Source organism: uncultured Pluralibacter sp. (genome assembly GCF_913775985.1).
GTDB lineage: Bacteria > Pseudomonadota > Gammaproteobacteria > Enterobacterales > Enterobacteriaceae > Pluralibacter.
The window spans coordinates 1-4774 of the sequence record NZ_CAJYMB010000047.1 but is presented as its reverse complement, the minus strand read 5'-3'; the positions used below and the strand labels follow the sequence as shown (position 1 = coordinate 4774).

Here is a 4774-nt window from a genome sequence, read left to right as displayed (position 1 = left end):
CTGATGCTGGGCCGCAGGCTTCGGCCGCTGCTGGGGGCGCTGCGTCATCTGGGCGGACGCGGAGAGTGGCAGGGCGGCCAGCTGACGCTTTTCCTGCCGGAGAAAAGCGATTATGCCGGTGCGCTGGTGCGCCGTATCGCTAAAGTGCTCGGCGATGCTATCGTGCCGGGGGAACCGCCGCCGCCAGAGAGTATTGCCCTGCGCCAGCTGCTCAGCGCGCTGCCGCAGGCGCTGTATCCGTCGCCGGCTCCCTGCCGGTGGCTGGCCGCCTGCAGCGGTGGGTCCGGCGTGCAGCGGGAGGCGCTGGCGCGCGCGCTGGGTGGCCTGATGCCGCTGGAGAAACTGGAAAATCCGGCACCGGCGAGCGGTGCCAGCGCGGTTGCCTGTGCCGGCAGCGATCGGGCGCTGGTGCTGTTTATCCCGCTGGCGCAGGCAAGCAACGTTGAGCAGGCCGCGCTGCGGGCGCTGGGACATCTCTACGCCCCGCACTTTTACCAGCGCCTGCGGGTCGAACAGCAGGTGGGCTACGCGGTATTTGCCCGCTATCAGCAGGTGGCGGATATCGACGGCATTCTCTTCGCGCTGCAGTCCCCGCACCTCGGCTGGCGTACTCTGCTGCAGCGCTGTAAAGATTTTCTGCGCCAGCAGACTTTCGACGAGATCAATCTGGACGCCGTACGCCACGCCCTGCGTGCCGACCCGGCGGACGCTCTTTCGCAGGCGCTGCGCCGCCAGTTCGGGCTGGCGGTACACGACGAACAGGCGATAGCCGCGCTGCGGCTGGAAGATATTTCTGCGCTTCACAACCGGCTGCTGCGCCAGCGGCGCAAATGGCGGGTGCTTGTGGGTGGGGCGGGAGACGAAAACCAGAGATAAACCTGAATGCCTGCCGTGGGCAGGCAGAGTGAACGTTACTGTGATCGGACGTTAACTTGCTCAGCGTCTGTCTTTTATTGACTGGAAGGGGAATTTTTCCAGCTTGTTTGAAGGCGGGATACTTCGCTCAGTAATTCCTCGTCATTCAAATCACCTTCGTCAATTAACGCAGGGTCTGAGCAGTAGCTATCGAGCGATGAGAACACTGAGTCAAAGAACCGCTGCGTGCCTATATCAACACCTTTGGTACTTGATGTATCGCGGTAAGCACGCCATGCGGCGGCGTATTTTTGTTCAAAGCTGGGAGCCGTCATTTGACCCGATGTAAAAGCGTCAATGAGATCCAACATCGCTGATTCATTTTGATTAATAGACATTGCCATTACCTGTTAAGTCAGTTGCTTGAGTGTCTGTTAGTTTCCAGCCAGAAATAAAATTTCCATCTGGTTTAGTCATGACATTGAGTTTAGTTGTAGGATTGTAATGGTGATACACATCCTGATTCCATCGATACTTACCAAGTATTTTCTTCGTTAAGGGCGAGTCTATGTGGTTTTTTAACGCTTTTTCGAATGCCTCAAGCCCTTCTATATTTGGATTGCCGGAAACATTGAAGTCAGCAGCATGTTTGAATTTTTTTTGGAGCTGGCGAGGCTCGAAACTCACCAGTGCAGAAGGCGGTGGTTTGGGTACTTTGAAAAAGTTTGATAATGTCTTAATTTCACTCGCAGGGGTTAATCTTCCTATACCAAGCCCTGCCGCAATTGATGTGCCAGCAATAAGTAAGCCTTTATTTTCCATCACCTGATTGTAACCTTCTGGAGCTCCTCCACCGAGCTGCTCTGCGGTTTTCCTGAATCCTTCAATGTTGCCATTATATATTCCTCCAGCGGCAAGAAGCCTACCCGCAGCACGACTATTAATTGTTTTGGCTGCATCTACTTGCTGTGTTGGTTTCATGGAAAGAGCGTTTTGTGCAGGGCGTTTTACTTGGTGCGATATGAGATAACTTAGTCGGGAGTGAAGCAATAGAGGAAGGTCATCCCGAAGAATGCCAGTAAATGTTAATACACCCATAATAGCTGAACCAAAAATCTCGTTTTTTTGTAAAACAATTCTCCCGGCCTTTAAATCTCTCAGTGCTTCACGGTATGCCATCCAGGGTTGCAGATGATGGAATTGACGGTACTTGTTGACAAAAGTGCTGTAGTTACCCGGTAAATCCCATTGGTTGAAGACTCGATTTGATTGAGAGGTTTTCTCGAGGTTAGTTGCCGCGATCTCCGGATGAACAAGATGAGCAATGTCCTCAAGGTAGATATTGTCTAGCGTCCTGGCCTGATATTGATGAAACATAATATTCCTTTAATTGCTTTCGTAACGTAACTCGATAAAAAAGATTAATGCCGCACGGGTTATTAAAGTTATCTGGTATTTGGATGCAAGGGAAGTGGCTTGTTATCTGAAAGATATTGAGAATTACAGTTATTGAGCTCAGCAAACTTCCGCTGGAATGAGCAATACTCATAACGGTTTCTATTAAACGTGGCTTTCGATTTCTGATGTATACAGAAAATAACAAACCCCGCGATATAAAAACTTTGTGGAATTACCTGCTTTAATTTCAGAATGTTAACAGGCTATAGTCAGCATTAGTCCGTTCCGACCTTAACACTACCCATTTTGATACGGTTGCATTTAGCCAAGGGTCGATGCCCATCATTTTATTAAAAGGGCGCACGTCCTGAGGGTCTACATCCTGACTGTACGGATTGATAACTTCGCCATTGAGCACGACGTTATCGCCAATAATCAGTATCCCGATGCGTGAGTAGCGCGGCGCCCAGTACAGAGAGTGTGGGTTGTTAGGTTTATCTGCGTCGATAAGAATATGATCGAATGGTGCCGGTTCGTTCATGGCGGCCAGAGAGTGTGATGTCCGGCACTTGAAATACGCACCAATCAGGGCCAGCAGCTGGCCCTGGTTGGTGGTAGCGTCGGTGGGCGACAAGCCCGACAGCGTGAAGAAACTGTCAGATCGATATACCTATCATAATTTAAAGACGGGTCAGTCCGTTCGTCCCGTCTCTGAACGCGCTATTCAGCCCAGAATTTCTTCTTACTTGTTTTACCTATCCCCGGATTGCAGCAGTTGGTGGGATCGAGCTGCTTCCAGTGCTCTACGTGCTCGTGAGAGGCGTGATACAGGTGGCCGACGTTATGCTCGGCAGGGTATTTCGCGCCGCGCTGTTCCAGATACACTTTGACCGCCTCTTTGAACGCTTTTGCATCGACGCCGGCTTTGAGGACGTAATCCTGGTGATTAACAAAACAAAAGAAGTGGCCGCAGCAGGAGTCGACTTCTACCTGCGCGGCCAGCGACGGAGGCAGCGTCAGGCGCCAGGCATCATCGTTACGGCGCAGGGCAACGTCGAAAGCGACCAGCCGCTGGTTGGTATCGTAGCCCAGCGCGTCGCAGTAGGAGATGGTACAGCCGCCTACGCCGAAGCGGACCAGGAAAGCATCCGCGGCTTCTCTGGGGCTGCAGTGAAAAAAGTCTCCGCGATGCTCTGAGAAGAATTCTTTCAGCAGCGCGCCCAGCTCTGAGGCTTGCTCAACGTCAACTTTAATCATCAGATGATGTTCCCAGGCATCGCGCCAGGCCATGATGCGCGGCGCGATAAACGAGGGCGTCACCTGATTAAACAGCTGCAGGCAGCGGTCGACCATATTGGCCGGTAGAAATCTGGCGCGGCGAACGCCGATATCCCAGCGTGCTTTATTGGCCATCAGGCGCGGAATGGACTGCGGCCCAAGCTTGCGGATTGCCAGATACATATGTTTGGCGTAGCGCACGGTCAGGTCGAAGGCATTGCGGTGGATATACTCCGCCTGAAGCGGAAGTTGGGCCATGCGGGTGAGAAGAAAGCGGCGCAGGGCGACCAGCTCCTGCTCGTCGCTGCTGCCAATGTAAAAGGTCTCGCTTCCGCGGCTGGCGGCAAAGGTGGGTAACCGCACTGCAAATACCACCACTTTCCCGGCGCTGCCGGAACTGTCGTGCAAATAGCGGAGATCGCCGTTGAAGCGGGCGGGCGTATCTGCATCGACGTCCCGCAGTCGATCGGCATAATCATCGGCCCAGATTTTTCCCTGCCAGTCAGGATGCCCGCCGGTGGTGTAGCGGCGCTGGGTCAGCGCATCAATCATCTGTTCTGGCGTCTCGCCTAAGTCGATACCCAGATGGTTAACCAGTTCCAGCCGTCCGTCGTCGTGGATGCGCGCAAACAGTGATTTTTCGGTGAATGCCGGGCCGCGGCGAATAAGGGAGCCGCCCGAATTATTGCAGATGCCGCCGACAACGGATGCGCCGATGCAGGAAGAACCGATAACGGAGTGGGGTTCCCGGCCCAGCGGCTGGAGAGTTTGCTCAAGCTCCGTTAATGTTGTGCCGGGAAAGGCAATGGCCTGGCGGCTGTCATCAATGACGTGAATGCCTTTCAGTCTGCGGGTACTGATAACGATCACGTCGCGATCGTAGTCGTTGCCGTCCGGCGTGGAGCCGCCGGTCACGCCGGTATTGGAGGCCTGCATCAGGACAATGGCGTTGTGGGCAACGCAAACCTGCAGCGTCTGCCAGAGCTGCAGCAGCGACTCTGGCAGCACGACGGCCAGCGCTTCGCCGCGCCCAATGCGAAATCCTTTGGTGTACCAGGCCTTGTCGTCCTGATGGGTTAATAATTGCTTCTCGCCGACAACCTCGGCCAACCGGGATACAACTTCCTGAGGGAATATCATGTTTTTCTCTGTTTGTGTGTTGTTGTTAACGAACCACCGCCAGCGTAAATCCGTCCCAGCCCTTAACGCCAACGGTTTGTAATGCGGTCGCATCGAGACGCGG

At 53.9% G+C, this 4774-nt stretch carries 3 protein-coding genes and 3 pseudogenes; 1 reads left to right on the top strand and 5 read right to left on the bottom strand.

From position 1 onward, the window contains the following. Positions 1-876, top strand: a pseudogene (locus QZ766_RS05800) (pyrroloquinoline quinone biosynthesis protein PqqF); the annotation flags it as partial. Positions 877-950: 74 nt separating this feature from the next. On the opposite strand, the gene QZ766_RS05795 reads toward QZ766_RS05800, so the two are convergent. The 5 genes and pseudogenes from QZ766_RS05795 to QZ766_RS05775 all read right to left on the bottom strand — a co-directional run. Further along, a complete protein-coding gene (locus QZ766_RS05795) occupies positions 951-1253 on the bottom strand; it encodes a colicin immunity domain-containing protein (RefSeq protein ID WP_297198609.1) in 303 nt (100 codons plus the stop codon). Then, positions 1243-2232 (bottom strand): colicin D domain-containing protein, encoded by a 990-nt coding sequence (locus QZ766_RS05790; RefSeq protein ID WP_297198606.1) that lies wholly within the window; start codon positions 2230-2232, stop codon positions 1243-1245. Before QZ766_RS05790 ends, QZ766_RS05795 begins: the two co-directional genes overlap by 11 nt. Before the next feature lie 268 nt (positions 2233-2500). Next, positions 2501-2806, bottom strand: a pseudogene (locus tag QZ766_RS05785) (hypothetical protein); the annotation flags it as partial. Positions 2807-2973: 167 nt separating this feature from the next. After that, positions 2974-4671 carry a D-lactate dehydrogenase gene (dld, locus tag QZ766_RS05780; protein ID WP_297198603.1) on the bottom strand — a complete coding sequence of 566 codons (1698 nt, stop codon included), beginning with the start codon at positions 4669-4671 and terminating at the stop codon, positions 2974-2976. A gap of 25 nt (positions 4672-4696) precedes the next feature. After that, a pseudogene (locus QZ766_RS05775) lies at positions 4697-4774 on the bottom strand (methyltransferase); the annotation flags it as partial.